Origin of the sequence: Sphingomonas sp. JC676 (assembly GCF_014489075.1) — a bacterium.
GTDB lineage: Bacteria > Pseudomonadota > Alphaproteobacteria > Sphingomonadales > Sphingomonadaceae > Sphingomonas.
Genome location: NZ_JACTGR010000001.1, coordinates 1,255,415 through 1,276,179 on the forward strand (window position 1 = coordinate 1,255,415; position 20,765 = coordinate 1,276,179).

The following is a 20,765-nucleotide window of genomic DNA, read 5'->3' on the forward strand; positions in this document are numbered from 1 at the left end:
CAGCGCCTTGGCTGGACTCGCAGAGTATCATTATTAGATTTGATCGTACAGCGAGCGGGACTGATGCATTATTAGAACATGATTAAAGGTCTATTTTGGATATTTTTTCTGAATTTCCCATCCGGCATGAGACGCAGGGAACCCTCCATTCACCCCACGTAATCGTTCCCAAGGGTATAACCGCCGACTAAGGCCGGGGTGACGACATGCGGTTCGCCGCATATGCTCGTTGCCAGTCCCTGGGGGAGGCTTCATGATCCGTACCGCTATCGGCGCAGCCCTGTTCTTTGCCACACCCGCTGCCGCCCAGCAGCTCACGCCTGATCAGTCCGCCAAGGTCGACGCCATCGTCGCCAATGCCCTTTCGTCCTCGGGCGTCCCTTCTGCCTCGATTGCGATCGTCCAGGGCGGCAGGGTCGTCTATGCCAAGGCCTATGGCGACCAGGGCCCCAATCTGAAGGGGCCGAGCGCCGACGCCAAATATCCGATCGCTTCCATCTCCAAGCAGTTCACCGCCGCGGCGCTCCTGCTGCTCGAGGACGAAGGCAAGTTGAGCCTCGACGACAAGGTGGCAAAGTTCCTTCCCGACGTTTCGGGCGCCGACAGGATCACCATCCGGCAGCTCCTCAGCCACACCGCCGGCCTGCAGGACTATTGGCCCCAGGACTACAGCTTCGCCGCTATGGAGAAGCCCGTCACGCCGCAGGGCATCGTCGATCGCTGGGGCAAGAAACCGCTCGATTTCGATCCCGGCACTGCCTGGCAATATTCGAACACCGGCTATGTCGTCGCCGGCATGATCGTCGAGAAGGCGTCGGGCATGCCGCTGCTCGACTATCTGAACCGCAAGGTCTTCAAGCCGCTCGGCATGAAGCCGGTCGATCAGGATCTCGCGATCGGCAAGGGCTATCCGATCCCCACGCACCGCTTCGCGCTCGGCCCCGTCCGCCCCGCCAAGCCCGCCGCGCATGGCTGGCTCTGGGCCGCGGGCGAGCTGGCGATGACCGCAAGCGACCTGGCGAAGTGGGACATCGCCCGGATCAACCGCTCTGTGCTGACTCCCGAGGACTGGCAGACCCAGGAAACCGAGATCAAGCTGATCGACGGCGGCGCCACGCATTACGGCCTTGGTGTCTCGCTCGCCGATCGCGGCGGACATCTCGAGGTCTCGCATGGCGGCGAAGCGGTCGGGTTCCTCTCCAGCAACGTCGTGATCCCTGACCAGCGCTTCGCAGTGGTCGCACTGGTCAATGCCGATTTCGGCGGCGCGCAGGACGAGATTACGGAGGAAGTCGCCGATCTGCTCGTGCCGGTCGACCATGCGCCCAAGGCGATGACGCTCGACCAGACCCGCGACGCGCTCGCGCGGAAACTGTTCGACCAGCTCCGCACCGGCACGCTCGATCGGTCGTTGCTCACCGAAGACGCGAGCTATTATTTCGACGCCACCGCGACCGGCGACTATCGCGACAGCTTGGCGGCGCTTGGCGATCCGGTAAGCTTCGCTCCGCTTGGCAAGGCCCGGCTGCGCGGCGGCTTCGTCAACCGCAACTATGCGATCCAATACAAGGACCGCCGCCTCGTCGCGGTGACCTATGCGGAGGATGGCGCCGACGGAAAGTTCGAGCAGTTCATCGTGATGCCGCGCTGACATGAAAGCCGTCGTCCTCGCCGCAATGGCTGCCTGGCTCGCGCTGTCGGGCGCCAGCGATCCCGATCGCGCGACCGTCTCGCGCGTCGATCCGCTGACGGTGCAGGACGACGATTTCGCCCGCCACCGCGACCCCGCCGAATGGCGCGGGCTCGCGGTGAGCCGGATCGAGTTCCGCGAGGAACGCGCCCAGTGGCGGCTATGGCGCATCGCCAATGTCCGGCACCGCAAGGGCCCGCTCTTCTTCGTGCCCCACGACAATGAGAATGCCGGGTTCGAAGCGGGGCTCAGGCTGGTCCGTAAATATGGCGGCACGCTGATCGCGGTCGATTCGGGCGTCGCGCCGGGCGCCGACGGCGTTCGGATGAACCGCGCGGTCGACTACGGCAAGTCGGTCGACCCCAACCGCAATTTCGACAGCGCCCTGCCCGGCTATGCGCGCCGCATCCTGGGAAATCTGCGCGGCGGCCCGGTCATCGCGCTCCACACCAACGCCAAGGGCTTCGAAACTGCGGAGTCGAAGTGCAACAGGGGCGATCCCGAGGGTCAGGGTGTCATCTCGATCCGCTTCTGCGACGACACGCTGATCCCCAGCCCCTCCCAGTCGAAATCCTATCCCTTCGACGACGACGACACCGTCGCCTTCGCCACCTTTGTCGCGAAACAGCAGCCGAGCGATGCCTTTTGCCGCGATCAGATGGTGGCCGCCGATTACAACGTGGTTCAGGAGCGCGTCCTCACGAGCGACGGCTCGCTGTCGAACTATGCCGTGCTCCACCACCTCGCCTATCTCAACTTCGAGACGCTCGATCGCGGCCTCGATCCCGCCGAACTCGCCCTCGCCCGGGATCGACTGCTTTTCATGGTCGAGCACGCGATCGCGATGTGCGCGCCGAGGGGCAAACCGATACACTAGCGCCCCGGTTCGGCGCACTCTTCGAATTTCGTGGCAAGTCCGGGCTAGGCGCGGCGCCCCGCGCACCCTAGATCACCCCCATGTCCGATCTCTCCACGCTGATTCAGCCCGACCGCGGCCAGGCCGCGCGCACCATCCACCTGATCGATGCGAAGGGCTTCGATACCTGGCTCGCCGCGCAGCCACCGCGCCATCGCGCCGCTGCCGCCGCGCAGAAGCTCGCGCCCACCGCCTATTCGAGCGCGATCCTGCCGGGCGATGGCCCAGAGGACTGGTCGGTCGTCACCGTCGTCGCCAATGTCGATCGGCTGACGCCATGGTGCCTGGCCAAGCTCGCCGAGACGCTGCCCGAGGGCGCCTATCGCGTCGAGGGTCGTGAGCCCGGCAAGGCGCTCTATGGCTGGCTCGCCGCCCAGTACAAGTTCGACCGCTACAAGAAGGCCGAGACCAAGCCCCAGGGCCCGCGCGTCCTGCTCACCGGCGATCCGGTGAAGATGGAGGAGGCGCAACGCCTCGCCGCGGTCACCTTCAAGCTGCGCGACCGGATCAACACCGGCGCCAACGACATGGGCCCGGCTGATCTCGAAGCCGCCGCCGCCGATCTCGCCAAGGCCTATGGTGCCACGCTCACCGTGGTGAAGGGCGCCGAGATCGAAAAGGGCTATGGCATGCTCCATGCGGTCGGCAAGGCCGCCGGCAAGGGCCGCGAGCCACGGCTGATCGAGATCGAATGGGGCAATCCCGAGCATCCGCGCATCGCCATCATCGGCAAGGGCGTCTGCTTCGATTCGGGCGGTCTCGACATCAAGCCCGCCGCCGGCATGCGTCTGATGAAGAAGGACATGGGCGGCGCGGCCCACGCCCTCGCGCTGGCCGAGCTCGTCATGCAGAACCGCCTGCCGGTCCGCCTCCATATGCTCGTCCCCGCGGTCGAGAATTCTATCTCGGGCGAGGCAGCGCGTCCCGGCGACGTGATGATCTCCCGCAAGGGGATCACCGTCGAGAACAGCAACACCGATGCCGAGGGCCGGCTGATCCTGGGCGATGCGCTCACCAAGGCGGCCGAGGGCAATCCCGAGCTGGTGTTCGACTTCGCGACGCTCACCGGCGCCGCGCGCGTCGCGCTGGGCGCCGATCTCCAGGCGCTGTTCGCCAATGACGATGCGCTTGCCGCCGAGATCCTCGCCGCGGGCGAGGCCGAGTCCGATCCGATCTGGCGCATGCCCTTGTACGACCCGTACAAGGAGATGCTGAAGTCCGACGTCGCCGACATGCTCAACGCGGCCGAGGCGCCGTTCGGCGGCGCGATCACCGCCGCCTTGTTCCTCAAGGAATTCGTGCCCGAAAAGGCGCAATGGGCGCATCTCGACATCTTCTGTTGGAACGGCAGCCACAAGCCCGGCCGCCCCAAGGGCGCCGAGGCGGTGAGTCTCCGCGCGACGTGGAAGGTGCTCAAGGACCGCTACGGGGGATGACCGACCTGTCCGGGCTCGTCGATCTCGCGGAATCCATCGCGCGATACGAAGCCTGGATGCGCGAGCAGCTTGCCGACGGAATCGTCGAAGACGGGCTTGTCGCGAAGCACCGGACGATGCGGGAAGAGGATCCGTTCCTGTTCCTGCGCGCGACGTGCTGGCGGTGGGCGGAGGCCGCGCCTTTCCTGTGCCCCGAGCTGATGGAGGCGCCGCATGCCCCGTCGGTGGGCGATGCGCATGCCGGCAATTTCGGCCTGTGGCGCGACGCTTCCGGGCGGCTGGTCTGGGGCGTCAACGATTTCGACGAGGCGGCACGGCTGCCCTGGCCGCTCGATCTGGTGCGGCTGTGCGCGAGCCTCGCGCTTGCCATTCCCGGCTGGAAGACCAGCGATATCGCCGAACTCGCTCTCGACGGATATCGTGCGGGAATCGCCGAGCCCCGCGCGATGGTGCTCGAGCGTGGGCATCGCCGGTTGCGCGATGCATTCGCCGCCGATGACGCATATCGCCAGGATTTCTGGGAAGAACGGGAGGAAGCGAGGCCCACGGGCGACGTCCCGCCGGCGCTGCGTGCGGCGCTGCTCGCCGCCCTGCCCGAGCCCGGTCTGCCGGTCAGCATATCCCCTCGGCAGGCTGGAGCGGGAAGCCTCGGCCGGCCCCGTTTCGTCGCCTATTGCAGCGACTATCGCGGTGGCCCGATCGCAGTGGAGGTAAAGGCCCAATTACCCTCCTGCTGGGCATCGGGGCACGAGCCCGGCCTTTCGGAGATGGTAGCGCACGGCCGCTTCCGCTCGCCGGATCCGCTGTTCCACTATGCGGGGGGCTTTTCCGTCCGGCGGTTGTCGCCCAACAGCCGCAAGCTCGAATTCGGTGAGATCCGCAGCGCACTCGCTGACCGGCTGGTGCGGGCGATGGCCGGCGATCTCGCCACCATCCATGCTGGCGACGCCGCCGCCCATGACTCGATCCGCGATGCCCTTTCCGGACGGAAGAAGCATGGCTGGCTCGCCCGCGCGGCGGAGCGCGTCGCAATATGGACCGCCGACGAGCATCGCCGCTATCGTCGCCAGCCGCTGGCGGCTGCCGCGAGCCTGGCTTAGTCAGAAGAGGTGAGCACCCTCCACCCAACGAGTGATTCGGTACCTGCCACCGCGAAGGGCGGCGCCGCGCATCCCAGCCTCACCCTGGTCGCCTGCATCCTCGCCTCGAGCCTCGCCTTTATCGACGGTTCGGTCACCAATGTCGCGCTGCCCGCGATCGGTAATGATCTCCACGCGACGCCGGCCGAGCTGCAATGGACGATCAACGCCTATCTACTGCCGCTCTCCGCGCTGCTGCTGCTCGGCGGCGCGGCAGGAGATCATTACGGGCGGCGGAAGCTGCTGATCGGCGGCATCGCGCTGTTCGTCCTCGCCTCGATCGCCTGCGCCATGGCCGCGGATCTCAACCTCCTTCTGGGCGCGCGGGTCGTCCAGGGCATCGGCGCCGCGATCCTGCTGCCCAACAGCCTGGCGGTCCTCGGCAACAGCTTCGAGGGCGAGGAACGCGGGCGCGCGATCGGCACCTGGGCGGCGGCGAGTTCGATCGCGGGTGCGGTGGGCCCGCCGCTCGGCGGCTGGCTGGTCGATGCGATCGGTTGGCGCGCGATCTTCTACATCAACCTGCCGCTCGGCCTGTTCGCCATCCTGATCGCCTGGCGCTACGTCCGCGAAAGCGCCGAGGGCGCCCTCCCGCTCGACTGGCCCGGCGCGATCAGCGCCACGCTCGCGCTCGGCGCGCTCACCTGGGCGCTCACGCTCTGGTCGAGCCACCGCGCCATCGATCCGTCCGCGGCGATCGGCCTCGCATTGGGCTTGGCGCTGACCGCATTGTTCCTCTGGATCGAGCATCATCGCGGCAACCGCGCGATGATGCCCCTCGCGATGTTCGGCTCGCGCGCCTTTGTCGGCCTGACCCTGCTCACCTTCTTTCTCTACGGCGCGCTAGGCGGCCTGTTCCTCCTGCTTCCCTATGTGCTGATCCAGGCCGGGGGCTATTCGGCGCTCCATGCCGGCTTCGCGCTACTGCCGATGCCGCTGGGCATGGGACTCGCTTCGCGAATCATGGGCCCGCTCACGGTTCGGGTTGGGCCGCGCCTGCCGCTGTCGATCGGCTCGCTGGTCGTTGCCTTGGGGCTTGCCGCGCTGGTGCTGGTCAATGAGGGTGCGCCCTATTGGACCTCGGTCTTCCCCGGCATCCTGTTAATCGCCCTCGGCATGTCGTGCGTCGCCGCGCCGCTCACCACCGCCGTGCTGGCTTCGGTCGAGGAAAGCCATACCGGCACCGCATCGGGCTTCAACAGCGCGATCGCCCGCACCGGCGGCCTGATCGCCATCGCCATAGCCGGCGCGGTCATCGCTGCCGCCGGTGCCGCGCTGATCACCGCTTTCCACCATGCCGCGCTGGTGGGCGCGGCGCTGGCGGCCCTTTCGGGCGTGATAGCGTTCGTGACGCTGGGCGAGCTCAGCGCGAAACCGAAGTCGCAGCCTCGATAATCGGCACGAACTTCTCGGCGGTCAGGCTGGCGCCCCCCACCAGCGCCCCATCGACATTGTCGACCGCCAGGATCGCCGCAGCGTTCGTTCCGATCACCGATCCGCCATAGAGGATGCGAATGCCCAAAGCGGCGTCGCCCACCATCATCCTGAGCTTCGCCCGCGCGATCGCGTGGATCGACGCGATCTCGTCCAGCGTCGGGGTACGGCCCGTGCCGATCGCCCAGCGCGGCTCATAAGCGAGCGTCAGCCATTCGGGCGAAGCGCCGTCGGGCAGCGACTTCTCGATCTGCGATTGGACGATCCGCTCGGCACGCCCGGCATCGCGCTCGGCCTCGGTCTCGCCGCAGCACAGGATCACCTGCAGCCCGTGCCGCCGCGCCGCCGCCGCCTTGGCCCAGGCGTCGTGACTCGTCTCGTGCTGGTCCGCGCGGCGCTCCGAATGGCCGACGATGGTCAGCGTCGCCCCAGCTTCGACCAGCATCGGCGCTGAGATGCATCCGGTATGCGCGCCCTGGTCCGCTTCGTGGACGTCCTGCGCACCGATCGGCAGCGCGCCCGCCACGCCAACCGCCGCCGAAATCAGCGTGAAAGGCACGCACAGCGTCGCATCCACGCCCGGATTGGCTGCGGCCGCCGCTGCGATCGCCTCCACTTCGCCCAGCTGGGCCCTCAGCCCGTGCATCTTCCAATTGCCGGCGACTAGCTTGCGGCGCATACCCAACTCCTCCTGTTTGATCGCAGCCGATACCAAGCGTCGCGCGCTGCACAAGCTTGAAGGCGAAGCACCACCGCCCTAAAGCACGCGGGATTCCCTCGAACGAACGGCCCTTCATGCTCAATTTCTTCCGGAACTTCACCAAGTCGCGCTACGGCACGATCGCGGTGTTCGTGTTCCTCGGCCTGATCGCGATCGCTTTCGCCGCCGGCGACGTCACCGGCCTGCGCTCCAACGGCACCACCGGAGGCACCGGCGTGCTCGCCAATGTCGGTAGCACCAAGGTCACCGATCGCGAGCTGCGCGACCGGATCGATCGCTTCCTGCGCAACGCGCAGCGCGAGGGCCAGAACGTCACGATGGAGCAGTTCCTCGCGCAGGGCGGCCTCGAGTTGGCGCTAGACGAGATGATCAATTCGGCCGCTTTGATCGAATTCGCGCAAGGATCGGGCATGCAGGTCAGCAAGAAGCTGATCGACGGCGACATCGCCAGCAACCCCTCCTTCGCCGGCATCGACGGCAAATTTAGCCAGAAGGGCTTCGAGGATCTGCTCGCGCAGAACCGCATCACCCCGGCCACGTATCGTGAGAGCCTGACGAACGATCGCTACGGCACCTGGCTGATCAACCGCGCCACGCTGGGTGGCCAGCTCCCCAACGGGGTCGTGCTGCCCTATGCCTCGCTGCTGCTCGAGCGCCGCACCGGCGTCGTCGGCTTCGTCCAGTCGGTCGCGATGGATCCCGGTCCCGATCCCGACGATCAGGCGCTGACCGCCTATTACGCCAGCAATCGCAGCCGCTACATGGTCCCGCAGCGCCGGATCGTCCGCTTCGCCTCGGTCAAGCCCGACGCGCTTCGCACCACGACCGCCGCGACCGAGGCAGAGATCGCCGACGCCTACAAGAAGGCCGGCGCCCGCTACGCCGCGACCGAGAAGCGCACGCTCGAGATCGTCACCGCGCTCGATCGGGCGACCGCCACCAACATCGCCAATCAGGCCAAGGGCGGTGCGCTCGATACCGCCGCGCGCGCCGCCGGCCTCGAGGTCCGCAAGGTCGACGCTGTCGAGAAGGCCGCGCTCGCCAAACAGGTGTCGTCCGCCTTTGCCGAGGCTGCCTTCGCAGCGCAGCAGGGTGTGCTGGCCGGCCCGTCGCAGCTCGGCGGTACGTGGTATGTCTACCGCGTCGACAAGATCGAGAAGATCGCCGCCAAGTCCCTCGACCAAGCGCGCACCGAGCTCGCCGAAGAGATCGGCCAGCGCAAGCTCGCCCAGGCGCTCGGCGATCTGCGCCAGGCGATCGACGACGGCGTCGGCGACGGCAAGACCTTCGACGAAGCCGTGCGCGACGCGAAGCTTACCGCCGAAAGCACGCCGGCGCTGACCGCCGACGGCACCAATCCGGACGACGCCAATTACAAGCCCGATCCGATGATGGTCGCGCTGATGCGTTCGGGCTTCGCCTTCGAACAGGCCGGCGACGAGCCCCAGGTGATCCAGACCGCCGCCGACGGCAGCTTCGCACTCGTCTCGCTGGAGAAGATCGTCGCCGCCGCGCCCCGCCCGCTCGCCAGCATCCGCGACAGGGTGAAGGCCGACTATCTGATGGACAAGGCGCTGCAAAAGGCACGCGCCGCCGCCTCCAGCATGATCGCCAAGCTCGACAAGGGCGTGCCGATGGCACAGGCGCTGGCCGAAGCCGGTGTCACCAAGGGTGCGGCGCCCAAGCCGTTCGACTTCAAGCGCGCCGAACTCCAGGGCAAGGAGCCCTTCATCCAGATGGCGTTCAACATGCCGGCCAAGAAGGCGCGGCTGGTCGAGGCGCCGGATCGCGCCGGTTACTATGTCGTCTATGTCGACCAGATCGAGGAGCATAGCGCCGCCAATGATCCGATCGCGGTCGCGCAGGTGCGTGGTGCGCTCTCGCAGCGGACCGGCCAGGAATATGCGGCGCAGTTCATCAGCGCGGTTCGCAAGCAGGTGAAGGTCACGCGCAACGAGGCCGCCATCGCCCGTTTCCGCGCCGATCTCGCCCGCCAGGGTACGGCACGCTGAGGTGATCCACGGCGCAGAAGCCGCCCGCGCGGCGCTGGCCGCCGGGCGGCCCGCGCTGCTCTGGCGCCGCCAGGTCGCGGACACCGAGACTCCGGTCGCCGCCGCGCTCAAGCTGATCGAGCCCGGGCGGGGCGATTTCCTGCTCGAATCGGTCGAGGGCGGATCGGTGCGTGGGCGTCACAGCCTAATCGGGCTCGCCCCCGATCTCGTCTTTCGCGCCACCGGCAACGAAGCCGCGATCAACGATCACTGGCTCACCGATCGCGACGCGTTCGCGCCCTGCGCCGATCCGACGCTCGACGCGTTGCGCGCGCTCGTCGGCGCGTGCCGGATGGAGGTGCCGGCGGAGCTGCCGCGCGCGCTCGCCTGCTTGGTCGGCTATTTCAGCTACGAAACGGTCGGACTGGTCGAGAAGCTCGATCGCCCGCCGCAGAACCCGGTCGGCGTGCCCGACATGATGTTCGTGCGGCCGACCGTCATCCTCGTCTTCGATCGCCTCGCCGACACTTTGTTCCTCGTCGCGCCGGTCTGGCCGGGCGGCGATGTCGACGTCGCCGCCGAGCGGATCGATGCGGTCGCCGCCAGGCTCGCCACCGCGTCGCTTCCCGCTCCCGTCCGCGCCGAGCCGAGCGAGGTCACGCTCACTCCGGTGCTGGCGCCCGGCCGCTATGGCGAGATGGTCGCCCGCGCCAAGGAGTATATCTCCGCCGGCGACATCTTCCAGGTGGTGCTGGCCCAGCGCTTCACCACGCCGTTCGCGCTGCCGCCGTTCGAGCTCTACCGCGCGCTGCGCCGCGTGAACCCCTCGCCCTTCCTCTATCATCTCGACCTGCCCGGCTTCGCGCTGACCGGCTCGAGCCCCGAGATCCTCGTTCGCGCCCGCGACGGCGAAGTCACGATTCGCCCGATCGCCGGCACCCGCCCGCGCGGGCGCACCGCCGCCGAGGACGAGGCCAATCGCGCCAGCCTGCTCGCCGATCCCAAGGAATGCGCCGAGCATCTGATGCTGCTCGATCTCGGCCGTAACGATGTCGGCCGCGTCGCCGATACCGGCACCGTGAAGGTCACCGACAGCTACACCGTCGAATTCTACAGCCATGTGATGCACATCGTCTCGAACGTGGTCGGCAAGCTCCGCAGCAACGCCGATGCGCTCGACGCGCTGTTCGCCGGCTTTCCGGCGGGCACGGTCAGCGGCGCCCCCAAGGTCCGCGCCTGTCAGATCATCGCCGAGCTGGAGCCCGAGACGCGCGGTCCCTATGCCGGCGGCGTCGGCTATTTCTCGCCCGATGGATCGATGGACAGCTGCATCGTTCTGCGCACCGCGCTGGTGAAGGACGGCGTCATGCACGTCCAGGCTGGCGCCGGCATCGTCGCCGATTCGGATCCGGCGTACGAACAGCGCGAATGCGAGGCCAAGGCCGGCGCGCTGTTCGCCGCCGCGCGCGAAGCGGTCACGCGGGCGAGCGAAGCGGGTTTCGGGCAATAGTCAAATCCTCCCCAAGCTCGTCTCGGGGAGGGGGACTGCGCCCGAAGGGCGTGGTGGAGGGGCGCAGCATAGACGGCGGACTTGGTCCGCCGCCCCTCCACCACTCGCTACGCGAGCGGTCCCCCTCCTCAAGCAAGCTTGGGGAGGAATTTGGACTCAGGGATTGGTACCGGCATCGGGATCGGGAGCTGTGGTCCGCGCCGCTTTCGCCTTGGCATCCAGCCGTTCCTGATACCATTGCTGGAGGAACTTGCGCGTGCAGCCGGTCTGACCGCCCGTGCCGACTGGCGAGCAACTGTTGGGCAGGCCCGCCCGATTGAATTCCTCCACGGTCTCGACGCGATTGGTCCAGGCCTGCGACGCCGCGTCTTCCTTGGGCTGGTCGCGGAAGCGCTTGGGAATGCGATAGGGCGATTCGCCCGCGTTCGCGCACACTACGATCTCGTCCGGATTCTGCGCAGCCGGGCACTTGTCGTCACCATAAAGCAGGATCGAACGGACGCGCTTGGGCGGATCCTGCGGCGTGCTCTTGTCCTGCGCCGTGGCGGGGCCGGCGAGCAGAGCGGTGGCGATAAGCAATCTGGCAAGCATTCACGAAACTCCTTCAAGGCGTGCAACGCCCCTGTACGGATCACCGTTGCGTGTCACTATGGCGCCGCCAAGGCAGACTCTCTGCACCAGCGATTGTGAACCCGGCCCAAACCCCCTAACTCGCTCGCATGATCCTCGTCATCGACAATTACGACAGCTTCACTTGGAACCTCGTCCATTATCTGATGGACTTGGGCGCCGAAGTGCAGGTCGTGCGCAACGACGCGCTCACCGCGCGCGAGGCGATCGCGAGCAATGCCCAGGCGTTCCTGATCTCGCCCGGCCCGTGCACGCCCAATGAAGCCGGCGTCAGCCTCGATCTCGTCGCCGCCTGCGCCGAGCTTGGGAAACCGCTTCTGGGAGTCTGCCTGGGTCACCAGGCGATCGGCCAGCATTTCGGCGGCAAGGTCGTCCGCGGCGGGCTGATGCACGGCAAGACCTGTCCGGTCGAGCATGACGGCACCGGCCTGTTCGAAGGGCTCCCCTCGCCTTTCATCGCAACCCGCTACCACTCGCTGATCGTCAAGGACGTGCCCGACGACCTGATCGTCAACGCGACCGCGCCCGATGCAACGGTAATGGGCGTCCGCCACCGCGAGCTGCCGATCCACGGCGTCCAGTTCCATCCGGAAAGCATCGCCACCGAACATGGCCACGCGATGCTCGCCAATTTCCTGCGGATCGCCGGCATCGAGACCCGCGCGCTGGCCTGAGTCGACTTAGGCCCGCTAAGCGCGTTAGCCTTGCGGCATGAGCTTCTTCGAGAGCCTTGTCGCCTTGCTCTTGCTCGCGGTCGTGCTGCTGCAGGTCGCGCGGCGGACATGGATTCCCTATCCGACGATGCTCGCCGCCGCGGGTGTAATCGTCGCGCTCGTGCCCGGCAGCCCGTCGATCGCGCTCGACGGCCATACCGCGCTCGCCTTGTTCATCGCGCCGGTCTTGCTCGACGCCGCGTTCGATTTCCCCCTCGCCGCGATTCGTCGGCTATGGCGGCCGCTGATCTCGCTCGCGGTGGTCGCGGTGCTTTGCACCACCGCGGTGGTCGCGTGGATCGGCTGGGCCTTTGCCGGACTGCCGGTGGCGGCCGCGATCGCGCTGGGCGCGATCGTTGCCCCGCCCGATGCTGCGGCGGCGACCACCGTGCTCCAGTCCGCCTCGCTCCCGCGCCGCACGGTGCAGGTGCTGACCGGCGAAAGCCTGCTCAACGACGCTTCGGCGCTGCTGCTGTTCGGCGCGGCCGTCGCGATCCAGAGTCATGGCGGTATCGATAGCGGCGTCGCGGCGCGCCTCGGCTTCGCGGTACCGGGCGGGGTTGCGCTCGGGCTTTTCTTCGGCTGGTGCTTCCGTTTCATCCTGCCCTGGACACGCGGTTCGTTCGGCGGAAATCTGCTCGAATTCGTCAACACCTTCATCGCCTGGATCCTCGCCGAGCGACTCGGGCTTTCGGCGGTGCTCTGCGTGGTGACCATGGCGATGTACATCGCCAACTCCCCCAAGGTTGAGATCAGCGCACGCAACCGGGTCCAGTCCTTCGCGGTGTGGGGCGTCGCCGTTTTCGTGCTCAACGTCGTCGCGTTCCTGTTGATGGGGATGCAGGCGCGGCAGATCGTCGCGGGCATGAGTCCCGAACGACTGCGCGAGGCGGCGTCCTTTGCGGGCCTCGTCGTGCTCGGCGTGATCGTCACGCGCATGGCCTGGGTGATGCTCTACAACCGGCTCGCCTACCACTTCCCCGTGCTGCGCGGCGGCATCAAGCCCTCCAGCGTTGCCCAGGGCGTAGTGATCGGCTGGTGCGGCATGCGCGGCCTCGTCACGCTTGCCACTGCCTTCGCGCTCCCCGCCGACTTCCCGCAACGCGATCTGATCGTGCTCGCCGCCTTCGCTGTGGTGCTCGTGACTCTGGTGCTGCAGGGACTCACCCTCTCGCCGCTGATCCACTGGCTCGGGCTTTCGGGTGGGGAAGACCCCGAAACGGAACTCAACCGCGCACGCCGGGCCCTTGCCGACGCAGCGCTGGCCAGCCTGGCGGGCGAGGTCAGCCCCGTCGCAGACGAATCCCGCCGCCGGTTCGAGGTCGACCGCACCGGACTCCAGGGCAATTGCAGCGAATATGACGAGCGCCAGCGCCTCGAGCTCGCCGCCTATGCCGCGCAGCGCGCCCGCCTGCACCAGCTCCTCGACGAGGACGCGATCGGCCAGGAGGAATATGAGCTGCTCCAGGAGGAGCTCGACTGGCGCGACCTCGCCATCGGCCCCGATGGCCACCGGCTGATCGAGCAGGGTTAGGGGCCCGTGCTTCACCCGCCCCAGCAGGATTTGCTCGACTCGCGCCCCGCCGCCCGGAATAGAAGCGGCGTGACGACCTTCGCGCTCCTGCCCGATCCCTCGACGCCGCTCAGCCATGAGAGCGCGGCGCAGGCCTTTGCCGACATCCTCGACGGCACCGTGCCCGAAGAGGCGATCGAGCGGTTCCTCATCGCCCTCTCGATCCGCGGCGAGACCAGCATCGAGATCGCCGAGGCCGCCCGGGCGATGCGCGCCCGCCTGATCCCCATCTCCGCGCCCGCTGGCGCAATCGACGTCTGCGGCACCGGCGGCGACGGTCACCACACGCTCAATGTCTCGACCGCCGTCAGCCTCGTGGTGGCCGCGGCGGGCGTCCCCGTCGCCAAGCACGGCAACCGCGCCGCCTCGTCCAAGGCCGGCGCCGCCGACACGCTGGAAGCATTGGGCCTGAACCTCGACCGCGCCGCCGCCCGCGCCGAGGACACGTTGAACGATCTCGGCATCGCCTTCCTCTTCGCGCAACACCATCACCCCGCAATGGCGCGCATCGGCCCGCTTCGCCGTCGCATCGGCCGCCGGACGATCTTCAACCTGATGGGCCCGCTGGCGAACCCGGCGGGTGTCACTCGCCAGCTCATCGGCATCGCCCGACCCGATTATGCCGGCATCTATGCCGAGGCATTGACCCAGCTCGGCGCGGAGGCGGCCGCGGTGATTTCGGGCGAGGAAGGGCTCGACGAACTCTCGACCGAGGGTGCCAGCATCGCCGTCAATATCGGCTCGGCAGACCTCCCTTTGCGCATCACACCCGAGGACGCCGGCCTTCCCCGGCATCCCTTGAGCGCAATTCGCGGCGGCGACCCCGAACATAACGCACTCGCGCTACGTCGCCTGCTCCAGGGCGAACCGAGCGCCTATCGCGACGCGGTGCTGCTCAACGCCGCCGCCGCGCTGATGGTCGCCGGCCGCGTCTCGTCGCTCGTCGATGGTGTCGAGGAAGCCGCCGAGACGATCGACAACGGGCTTGCCAACGCGCTGCTCGACTGCTGGATCGCCTACGCATGAGCACGATCCTCGACCAGATCCTGGAGACCAAGCGGCGCGAGGTTGCCGAGCGCAAGGAACGGTGGCGCGCCGAATACCGGAACGATCCGGATTGGCCGATGACCGACGTGCAGGCCGACGCGCTACTCGGCGCGGAAGCCAGCCTGCGGGAGCTGCGCGGCTTCAAATGGGCTCTGAAGCGAAAAATCGCCGCCGGCGGCTACGGCCTAATCGCCGAGATCAAGAAGGCCAGCCCCTCCAAAGGCTTGATCCGCCCTGATTTCGATCCAGCAGCGCATGCGCATGCCTATCAGGCCGGCGGCGCTGCCTGTCTTTCCGTGCTTACCGACCAGGAATATTTCCAGGGGCATGAGGACTATCTGGTCACCGCCCGCGCGGCCTGCGATCTGCCGGTGCTGCGCAAGGATTTCATGGTCGACCCCTGGCAAGTCGCCGAATCCCGCCTGATTGGAGCGGACGCGATCCTGATCATCGTCGCGGCGCTCGAAGACGGGCAGATGGCCGAGATCGAGGCCGCCGCGATCGCTCAGAACATGGACGTGCTGGTCGAGGTTCACGACGTCCACGAGCTCGAGCGCGCGCTCAAGCTCAAGTCGCGGCTGATCGGCGTTAACAATCGAAATCTCAAGGACTTCGTCGTCGATGTTGAGCGCACGATTGAAGTCTTGCGCAACGCCCCCGCCGATTGCCTTTTTGTTGCCGAGAGCGGCATCTCAACGCATGACGACATCCGCCGCCTCGCCGATCACGGTGTACGCTGCTTCCTCGTCGGCGAGTCACTCATGCGCCAGCCGGATGTTGAGGCCGCGACGCGCAAGCTGCTCGAAGGATGACCGAACTCACCCATCTCGACGAAGCCGGTGCCGCCCGCATGGCCGATGTCGCCGGCAAGCCGGTCACCCGGCGCGAAGCCATCGCCTCCGGCCGCATCACCATGTCGGCCGAAGCCGCCGCCGCGATCCGCGAAGGCAGCGTCAAGAAGGGCGATGTCCTCGCCACCGCGCGCATCGCCGGGATCATGGCGGCCAAGAAGACCGCCGAGCTGATCCCGCTCTGTCACCCCCTGCCGCTCACCCGGGTAACCATCGATCTCGCGCTGGACGACACCGGCGTCACCGCCACCGCCACCACCGCCACCGAGGCGCAGACCGGCGTCGAGATGGAAGCGCTCACCGCGGTCAGCGTCGTGCTGCTCACGCTCTACGATATGGCCAAGGCGCTCGATAAGACGATGATTATCAGCGACATCCGCCTTCTCTCCAAGACCGGTGGAAAATCGGGTGACTGGGCACGCGATTCGGTATAGTAAGGCAAAAACCTAACTATACGAGGATGCCATGAAGCCCCTGTTCTACGCTCATCCCTTCTCGTCCTACTGCCAGAAGGTGCTGATCGCGCTGTACGAGAACGGCGTGGATTTCGACTATCGCCATCTCGAGGAGGGCAATGCCGGCCAGGAGCTGGAGGCGCTCTGGCCGCTCAAGCGCTTCCCGATCCTGGTCGATAACGGCCGCACCATCGTCGAGACCAGCGCGATCATCGAGCATCTCCAGCTCCACCATCCCGGCCCGGTCCGCCTGATCCCAGAGGATCCCGATGCCGCGATCGAAGTCCGCATGCTCGACCGGATCTTCGACAATTACGTCATGAACGCGATGCAGCCGCTCGTGAGCAACATGCTCCGCCTGGAGGCGCATCGTGACCCCTATCTCGAGGCGGAGGTCCATCGCGCGCTCGACAAGGCCTATGCCTGGCTCGACACGCACATGGCGACCCGCACATGGGCCGCCGGCCACGCCTTCACCCTCGCCGATTGCGCGGCGGCGCCATCGCTCTTCTACGCCGATTGGGCGTATCAAATTCCGCCCGCGCATGCCCATCTCAAGGCCTATCGCGCTCGCCTGCTCGCCCGCCCCTCCTTCGCCCGCGCCGTCGACGAGGCTCGGCGCTATCGCCATTATTTCCCGCTGGGCGCTCCAGATCGCGATTAGGGTTTTCACAACCCTGACCCTTAACCAGCCCTTCAGCCGCCTGCGCCAATGCTGTTCGCGACCGGGCGGGAAGGTAAAATGGAACAGGGACTTACGTCCGCAACGATATTCAGTCTGGCCGCCGATGCCCCGATCGCCCTGCCGATCGACCCCGACGTGCACGCCGAGCTCGATACCGGCATGCTCGCGTCGGCGACCGACCGATATGCCTGCTCGATCCGCAAGTTCAGCGCAGCTGGCGCGACGCTCAGCGTCGAGACCGAGCTGCGCCAGGGCGAGGCGATGCATCTCGAGCTTGCCAACGGCCAGCGGCTGGAGGGCACGATCGGCTGGAGCACCGCCGACGAGGCTGGATTCGTCTTCGATTCGCCGATCGACGTGATCGGCACGCTCGCCCGCAATCTCGCCAGCGTTCCCGATGAGCGCCGCCAGGTGCCGCGCGTCGAGCTCTACCAGACCGTCGGCATCCATCGCGGCGACCGCATCGAATTCGTCCGCGCCCGCAATGTCTCGCAGGGCGGCGTAGGCATCGAAGCACGCATCGATGTTGCCGTCGGTGAGCCGGTCCAGATCACCTTTGACGGCCTGCGCCCGCTGGGTGGCACCGTGCGCTGGGTACGCAAGGGGCTAGCGGGCATCGCCTTCGATCAGGAATTGAGCTGGCAGGTGCTGATCCCCTGGCTGCGCCATGTCCAGCGCAGCCCCGCCGCCAACACCCCGCCAGCCACGCCCACGGTCATGAGCCAGGAACCCGAAAGCCTGATTCCCGACAAGCAGGTCTTCCGTCTCGATTCGCCGTCTCGCGTCCGCGAAGGCGTCCGCTGGTGGAATGTCCGCGTCCGCGGCCTTACGCCGCATCTGGTCGAGTTCGAGGCGCACACCTTGTTCGCGCGCGGCGCCAAGGTCTGGATCGATATCCCCGGCATCGGCGGCACCCCGGCCAAGGTGATCGAGACAAGCCACAACCGCACGCTCTGCGAATTCAGCATCCCGCTGCGCCTTGAAGACCTTCGCACGCTATCCGGCGGCGGCCGCCAGGCGAGCTGAGTCGCTCCAGCCCCTTGCGTCCCCGCCCGCGGGTGCGCCAAGTGCTTTCCATGCGTCCGCTGCTCCCCGTCGCCGAAGCCCAGTCGCGCCTGCTCGGCCTGGCCGCGCCGGTGGGGATCGAGCGGGTGCCGCTCGCCCAGGCCGCCGGACGCTGGGCCGCGCGGGACGTGAAGGCGCTCCGCACCCGACCCTCGGCCGATCTCTCGGCGATGGACGGCTATGCGATCCGCTTCGCCGATATGCCCGGCCCATGGGACGTGATCGGCGAAAGCGCCGCCGGCCGGGCTTTTGGCGGAACGGTCGACCCCGGCCAGGCGACCCGCATCTTCACCGGCGCGCCGCTCCCTGCCGGCGCCGACACGATCCTCGTCCAGGAAGAAGCGGCGCGGGACGGTACGCGCCTGACCCTGGCGGGCGAGGGACCGCCCCATCTCGGCCGCAACGTCCGCCGCAAGGGCCTCGATTTCCACGAAGGCGACGTTCTGATCGTGGCCGGCGAGCGTGTGACCCCTGCCCGCCTCGCGGTCGCTGGCACCGGCGGTAACGCCGCGCTCCCCGTGCGCCGCGTCGTCCGCGTCGCGGTCGCCGCCACGGGCGACGAGTTGGTCCCGCCCGGCGCGCCCGTCGGCGAATTCCAGCTTCCCGAGACCAATCGGCTGATGCTCGCCGCCCAGCTCGCCGATCTCCCGGTCGAGATGATCGACCTCGGCATCCTCCTCGATCGCCTCGACCCCCTGGAGGCCGCGTTCCGCGCCGTCCAGGCGGATGTGCTGGTCACCACCGGCGGCGCCTCGGTCGGCGATCACGATCTCGTCCGCCCGGCACTCGAAGCAGCGGGCGCGAAGATCGACTTCTGGCGGATCGCGCTTCGCCCGGGCAAGCCGATGATGGCCGGCCGCCTCGGCGACGCGGTGGTCGTCGGCCTTCCCGGCAATCCAGTCTCGGCCTTCGTCACTACCCTTCTGTTCGTCCGCCCGCTCGTCGCGCACCTGTCGGGCGCCGCCGATCCGCTGCCGCGCCGTCACCCTGCGCTGCTCGGCGAGGCGCTCCCCGCGAACGGCGAGCGCACCGATTATCTCCGCGCCGAGCTACGCGACGGCCGCGCTTTCGCCTCCACGATCCAGGATAGTTCGATGCTGCGCACGCTCGCCCGCGCCGGCTGCCTGATCGTCCGCGAACCGCATGCCGAACCGGCCAGGGCCGGCGACTCGGTGGAAATCCTCGACATCGCTTGACAACGCCGCGGAACATTGCGTAAACGTTCCCAGTCTGTTCTAGACAGGAGAACCTGGATGCTCACGCGCAAGCAGCACGAGCTCATCTGCTTCATTTCCGATCGGCTGAACGAGACCGGCGTCTCGCCTTCGTTCGAGGAAATGAAGGAAGCGCTCGATCTCAAATCCAAGTCGGGCGTGCACCGGCTGATCAGCGCGCTCGAGGAACGCGAGTTCATCCGCCGCCTGCCGAACCGTGCCCGCGCGCTTGAAGTGCTGCGCATGCCCGAACGCGGCGACGCGAAGAAATCCGCTCCTGCCGTCACCGCGAAAGTGGACAAATCGCCTACGACTTTGCCGCCAGCGGCGAATGACGTGGTCGAGATCCCACTGCATGGCCGCATCGCCGCTGGTACGCCGATCGAGGCACTCGAAGGCTCGACGATGCTCCCCGTCCCCGCCGCCCTGCTCGGCGCGGGCGAGCATTACGCGCTCGAAGTTGCCGGTGATTCGATGGTCGAGGCCGGTATCCTCGACGGCGATTTTGCGCTGATCCGCCGCACTGAGACCGCGCGCGACGGCGAGATCGTCGTGGCGCTGATCGACGATGTCGAGGCGACCTTGAAGTATTTCCGCAAGGAAGGCGCGATGATCCGCCTCGATCCCGCCAACCGCGACTACAATCCCCAGCGCTACCGCCCCGATCAGGTGCGCGTGCAGGGCAAGCTCGCGGGGCTGCTGCGGCGGTATTGAGACTCTATCCGTAGGAAGTTGCGTTCGTCACCCCGGCGAAAGCCGGGCCCCAGGGCCGAGCAGGACATTGCTTGTGATCCTGGGCCCCGGCTTTCGCCGGGGTGACGGTCATGGGGCCTATCGCCTGCCCGCCTTCTGCTTCGTCAGCTCCACGTCGAACGCCGCCTCGGCCGCATCCACCCGCCGCCGGAGCTCGCCCGGGTCGACGAACGCCTCCGCGTCGCCCGCCTCCAGCTTCGCCCGTTTCTCGGCAAAGCCGAATTGCGACGGATGGAAGCCCAGGAACACGTCCGCCTGCATCGCCTTGAGCTTGGCGAAGGTCGCGCGGAAATCGCTCACCGCCGCGTCATAGCCATGGCCCGGCGTGAGCGGCTGGTCGGCCACCGTCAGGCTGCACGCGAAGAGCACGGTCAGGCTGTCCCCGCCCGAAGGCACCTGCATCGTCCAGCTCGTGCAACCCTTGGTATGGCCCGGCGTCAGATGCGTGGTCAGCATATTGCCGCCTAGGTTGATCTGGGTGCCGTCACCGATCACCTCATCGACCTTGACCGGCGGCGCGCTCGAAATGTCGGGTCTGTAGTCGAGCCTGCCCGCTTCCAGCCCCGGTCTGTCCGCCGCGCTCGCCAGCAGCCGCGCACCGGTCAGTCGCTTGAGCTGCGCCAGTCCGCCCGAATGGTCCCAATGCGCATGATTGATCAGCAGGATCTTCACGTCGCGCAGCTTGAAGCCGAGCTTCTCGATATTGGCCGCGACCTGGGCCGCGCTCTCCTCCATGCCCCCGTCAATCAGGATATGCCCCTTGGGGCTGGCGATCAGATAGGCGGCGATGCCCGCAGTCCCGACATAGTGGACATTGCCGAGGATCCTGAACGGCGCAGCTGGCTGGTTCCACTCGGCACGCACCTTCGCCCAGTCGGTCTGCTGCGCCATGGCCGGGGACGCCGCCACCAGCGCGGCGGCGATCAGTACGAATCCTCGCAT

The 20,765-nt window shown here is 67.4% G+C and carries 19 protein-coding genes; 16 read left to right on the plus strand and 3 right to left on the minus strand.

The genetic code is table 11. The annotated features are described in order from the left end of the window. Positions 1-253: 253 nt before the first annotated feature. The 5 genes from IAG41_RS05950 to IAG41_RS05965 all read left to right on the plus strand — a co-directional run bounded on the left by IAG41_RS05950 (position 254) and on the right by IAG41_RS05965 (position 6,576). Positions 254-1,651: a serine hydrolase domain-containing protein gene (locus tag IAG41_RS05950; RefSeq protein WP_187727595.1), complete on the plus strand. Its 1,398-nt coding sequence runs from the start codon at positions 254-256 to the stop codon at positions 1,649-1,651. Position 1,652: 1 nt separating this feature from the next. Beyond that, a complete protein-coding gene (locus IAG41_RS05955) occupies positions 1,653-2,567 on the plus strand; it encodes a hypothetical protein (RefSeq protein ID WP_187727596.1) in 915 nt (304 codons plus the stop codon). Between the two features lie 80 nt (positions 2,568-2,647). Beyond that, positions 2,648-4,042 carry a leucyl aminopeptidase family protein gene (locus tag IAG41_RS22930; RefSeq protein WP_222950480.1) on the plus strand — a complete coding sequence of 465 codons (1,395 nt, stop codon included), beginning with the start codon at positions 2,648-2,650 and terminating at the stop codon, positions 4,040-4,042. Continuing rightward, the gene (locus tag IAG41_RS05960; RefSeq protein ID WP_222950481.1) at positions 4,039-5,142 is read left to right on the plus strand and encodes a DUF2252 family protein; all 1,104 of its coding nucleotides are present in this window, start codon (positions 4,039-4,041) and stop codon (positions 5,140-5,142) included. The genes IAG41_RS22930 and IAG41_RS05960 overlap by 4 nt, the downstream gene beginning before the upstream one ends. Before the next feature lie 9 nt (positions 5,143-5,151). Further along, entirely contained in the window at positions 5,152-6,576 is a 1,425-nt protein-coding gene (locus IAG41_RS05965; RefSeq protein ID WP_316251088.1) for an MFS transporter, read from the plus strand. Here the strand turns inward: IAG41_RS05965 and tpiA are convergent. Continuing rightward, positions 6,545-7,294: a triose-phosphate isomerase gene (gene tpiA / locus IAG41_RS05970; protein ID WP_187727598.1), complete on the minus strand. Its 750-nt coding sequence runs from the start codon at positions 7,292-7,294 to the stop codon at positions 6,545-6,547. The two genes, IAG41_RS05965 and tpiA, sit on opposite strands and share 32 nt — an antisense overlap. A gap of 116 nt (positions 7,295-7,410) precedes the next feature. On the opposite strand from tpiA, the gene IAG41_RS05975 reads away from it, so the two are divergent. Both IAG41_RS05975 and trpE read left to right on the plus strand, forming a co-directional pair. Then, on the plus strand, positions 7,411-9,348 hold the full coding sequence (locus IAG41_RS05975; RefSeq protein ID WP_187727599.1) for a peptidylprolyl isomerase: 1,938 nt from the start codon (positions 7,411-7,413) through the stop codon (positions 9,346-9,348). A gap of 4 nt (positions 9,349-9,352) precedes the next feature. Then, the gene (trpE, locus tag IAG41_RS05980; RefSeq protein WP_187727910.1) at positions 9,353-10,837 is read left to right on the plus strand and encodes an anthranilate synthase component I; all 1,485 of its coding nucleotides are present in this window, start codon (positions 9,353-9,355) and stop codon (positions 10,835-10,837) included. A gap of 156 nt (positions 10,838-10,993) precedes the next feature. Here the strand turns inward: trpE and IAG41_RS05985 are convergent, their stop codons facing one another. Next, complete coding sequence (locus IAG41_RS05985; protein ID WP_187727600.1) at positions 10,994-11,428, minus strand: hypothetical protein; 435 nt, start codon at positions 11,426-11,428, stop codon at positions 10,994-10,996. Between the two features lie 128 nt (positions 11,429-11,556). Between IAG41_RS05985 and IAG41_RS05990 the strand changes: the two genes are divergently transcribed. The 9 genes from IAG41_RS05990 to lexA all read left to right on the plus strand — a co-directional run bounded on the left by IAG41_RS05990 (position 11,557) and on the right by lexA (position 19,784). Further along, complete coding sequence (locus IAG41_RS05990; protein WP_187727601.1) at positions 11,557-12,141, plus strand: anthranilate synthase component II; 585 nt, start codon at positions 11,557-11,559, stop codon at positions 12,139-12,141. 37 nt (positions 12,142-12,178) lie between these two features. Then, a complete protein-coding gene (locus IAG41_RS05995) occupies positions 12,179-13,714 on the plus strand; it encodes a cation:proton antiporter (protein WP_187727602.1) in 1,536 nt (511 codons plus the stop codon). A 69-nt stretch (positions 13,715-13,783) separates the two neighbouring features. Then, a complete protein-coding gene (trpD, locus tag IAG41_RS06000) occupies positions 13,784-14,779 on the plus strand; it encodes an anthranilate phosphoribosyltransferase (RefSeq protein WP_187727603.1) in 996 nt (331 codons plus the stop codon). Continuing rightward, complete coding sequence (gene trpC, locus IAG41_RS06005; protein ID WP_187727604.1) at positions 14,776-15,612, plus strand: indole-3-glycerol phosphate synthase TrpC; 837 nt, start codon at positions 14,776-14,778, stop codon at positions 15,610-15,612. The genes trpD and trpC overlap by 4 nt, the downstream gene beginning before the upstream one ends. Next, positions 15,609-16,085, plus strand: a complete 477-nt coding sequence (gene moaC, locus IAG41_RS06010) for a cyclic pyranopterin monophosphate synthase MoaC (RefSeq protein WP_187727605.1) — start codon at positions 15,609-15,611, stop codon at positions 16,083-16,085. Before trpC ends, moaC begins: the two co-directional genes overlap by 4 nt. Before the next feature lie 31 nt (positions 16,086-16,116). Next, positions 16,117-16,770, plus strand: a complete 654-nt coding sequence (locus tag IAG41_RS06015; protein ID WP_187727606.1) for a glutathione S-transferase family protein — start codon at positions 16,117-16,119, stop codon at positions 16,768-16,770. A gap of 78 nt (positions 16,771-16,848) precedes the next feature. Beyond that, on the plus strand, positions 16,849-17,817 hold the full coding sequence (locus IAG41_RS06020) for a PilZ domain-containing protein (protein WP_187727607.1): 969 nt from the start codon (positions 16,849-16,851) through the stop codon (positions 17,815-17,817). Between the two features lie 50 nt (positions 17,818-17,867). Further along, positions 17,868-19,052, plus strand: a complete 1,185-nt coding sequence (locus tag IAG41_RS06025; RefSeq protein ID WP_187727608.1) for a molybdopterin molybdotransferase MoeA — start codon at positions 17,868-17,870, stop codon at positions 19,050-19,052. Positions 19,053-19,109: 57 nt separating this feature from the next. Next, complete coding sequence (lexA, locus tag IAG41_RS06030; RefSeq protein WP_187727609.1) at positions 19,110-19,784, plus strand: transcriptional repressor LexA; 675 nt, start codon at positions 19,110-19,112, stop codon at positions 19,782-19,784. 117 nt (positions 19,785-19,901) lie between these two features. On the opposite strand, the gene bla is transcribed toward lexA, so the two are convergent. Continuing rightward, positions 19,902-20,765, minus strand: a complete 864-nt coding sequence (bla, locus tag IAG41_RS06035) for a subclass B3 metallo-beta-lactamase (protein WP_187727610.1) — start codon at positions 20,763-20,765, stop codon at positions 19,902-19,904.